Below are 2,331 nucleotides of genomic sequence, written 5' to 3'. Positions count from 1 at the left end.
GCAAATAGTCCACACATCAACGATTCAAGCCAATCAGCTTTGCCATGTTTTTTAGCAGTTCGAAAAAAAGCCATTAAAAAAGCCATCACAAATGATGCGATGGCTGTATAAAATGGTCCTACGATTTCTGCGACTTGTTTAGTAAAGTCGTCCATTGTCTCCCCTATTTTTGGTAATAAAAAAGCCTCAGTCGGGGCTTCTCATTAATTCCAACTTTTTGTTGCTTTCGCTAATTCTTCGAGAGTTAGCGCTCTGTTGTAGGTAATCATATTGGCAAGTGCTGAATTACCGTCAGCAGATACCCAGCCTGAAATTGCGGACAACAATCGAATAGCATTGGCTTTAAAATTGGCATTCATACTAACTGGTGGCTTATATGCTGTTCCATTTACTGCATAGAGAATTTCACCGTTATTCCATGAAATTGCTACCGTATTTTCTAGGGACGTTAAGGCAACTTGAGGAGTAAGTGTTTCAGTGCCGTCCTTGAACACACGTAGCGTAAGTACGTCGCGATCTATGCGTCGGTTCATCGCAAGGTAATTGCTTTCATCAAAGCTAATTTGGAAATAGGGTGTGTACCCTGACTTACCATCATCCACAGGGGGTGTGTTCTCTAGGATATGTAGCACCAAACATCCTTGAGTTGAAAGAAACAAATCTGCGGCAGGGAGTGTCATGCTTTCTGCAGTTTTAGTTGTTGCTGAGGCTGACGGAACAGCACTCGCACTCGGCTTCGCGATCAATTGCTCAACCTGTACAGACGTTGGGCTGCCTGCAATAGTCACTGTCGGCGTAACTGTGCCTCCTGATTTTAAAGTGAAATATTGTGGGTCAGAATAAGTTCCGCTGCCACTAATAATGTCAACTTGACTCGCTGAAACTTTAGCACTGCCGCCTATTGCATAACATGCGAACGTGTTTGTTGTCACGGGTAATGCATTAGATGGTTTCGTGACGAATGTGCTTTGATCAAAGAAATTAAAACGAGCTTCTTCAATCAAAATGCCGTATGTCGCGTACGAAGGCAAGTACGTGCGACGAGGTGTATTCGCAGGAACAACACTCACTTTAAGATTTTCATCTAAAATTTGACCTCGTGGTGTCGTACGTGCCACTTGAAATATGTCAGATATTGCAACGCTCACATGTTCGCCATTGTTTTGAATGACGTACGTATTGTTTACAATGTCTGCATTAACAGCATAATCTAGCGCACCTTTGAATCCAGATGCATCAGATATGACGTTGCTTGCTCGTTTGTTGCTTGTAAATGTTAAAGCCATGTTAAATTTCCTCAATTTGAATGGTCTGAGTTTTTGTGTGAAATAGTTGCCAAAGGTTTTCGTCATTTTTGACATTACTTGAAGTCCACATCACATCAAATGTGACTGCGTTATTCTCAACGACTGGTACAATTGATGCTTTATAGCTGTTTAAGTAGTCTCCACTGATCATCGCAGTATCAGAAAACTCCCAAGAAAAACCGTCGTCGCTGATACCTAAGTACAGTTGTCCTGTATATTTCTGATCATTGATAATCGTAATGAATTGATTACCGCAATATCGTGTTTCTTGGTGCCAAGCCGTAAATGGAGTTTCAATAAAAATAGGTTCTGACCAGTTTCCGTCTAAGTCATCAGCTAACCGATAATTAAATTGATTTCCATCAAACGCATTGTGAATAATGTCATTTGATACTGAATACATAACCCACTTATTTATTGTTGGGTTGTATAAAACATTTGGCGACAACAGCAGCTCTAATGATTTGGGTATGAATTGCTGACGCGGTGTCCAATCAATGCCGTCGCGGGTTCTGCTTATCCATAAATCAAAGCCCGATGCAGTTGCACCATTGCGCCAGCCGACACAAAACTCACCTGTCGTATGATCATAGATCGCGAAATTATCTGAGTTGTAGTTGTACGCGTCGGGATAACGCTCATAGAGAGGCTGTGGCATATCTGACAACAACTCAAAGCTCAATAGATCATTCGAGCCGTACACACATGGATTTTCAAAATTCGCATCAGTATCGTGATACGGTGTCAGTAGTAAAATATGGTTAAAGCCACGAAATGTTTTATAGAAATTACACAGGAACGGATGTACAACATGATCATCCCGATAATATGGCGTATCAATTTTGATTCTTTCGGGTTGTGCAATTTTTAAATTTAGAAATGCTTGTTTATCACTAATCTTAAATTTCTGACTGCATAATCCAGTTGGGATGGGTAAAGCAGAAATATGACTTAGATTTTGATAACTTGAAATTATGGATGCAAATGTATTCGTGAAAAGTTCATATCGAGATGGTATTTTGAT

The 2,331-nt window shown here is 40.4% G+C and carries 2 protein-coding genes and 1 pseudogene; all 3 read right to left on the bottom strand.

Annotation, left to right across the window (positions count from 1 at the left end; translation table 11 throughout):
* The coding region (locus C9E89_RS24205; protein WP_171405207.1) for a phage holin family protein at positions 1 to 155 on the bottom strand (155 nt) is incomplete at its 3' end.
* A 48-nt stretch (positions 156 to 203) separates the two neighbouring features.
* On the bottom strand, positions 204 to 1,286 hold the full coding sequence (locus C9E89_RS22175) for a hypothetical protein (RefSeq protein WP_107010250.1): 1,083 nt from the start codon (positions 1,284 to 1,286) through the stop codon (positions 204 to 206).
* Between the two features lies 1 nt (position 1,287).
* Positions 1,288 to 2,331, bottom strand: a pseudogene (locus C9E89_RS22170) (hypothetical protein); the annotation flags it as partial.

Source organism: Acinetobacter sichuanensis (assembly GCF_003024515.2).
Taxonomy (GTDB): Bacteria; Pseudomonadota; Gammaproteobacteria; order Pseudomonadales; family Moraxellaceae; genus Acinetobacter; species Acinetobacter sichuanensis.
The sequence above is the reverse complement of the archived record's forward strand: the minus strand, read 5'-3'. Positions and strand labels throughout refer to the sequence as shown.

Bases quoted from the DNA above. Each gene is read 5' to 3' on its own strand.
- C9E89_RS22175 (WP_107010250.1), bottom strand. From the start codon at position 1,286: ATGGCTTTAACATTTACAAGCAACAAACGAGCAAGCAACGTCATATCT.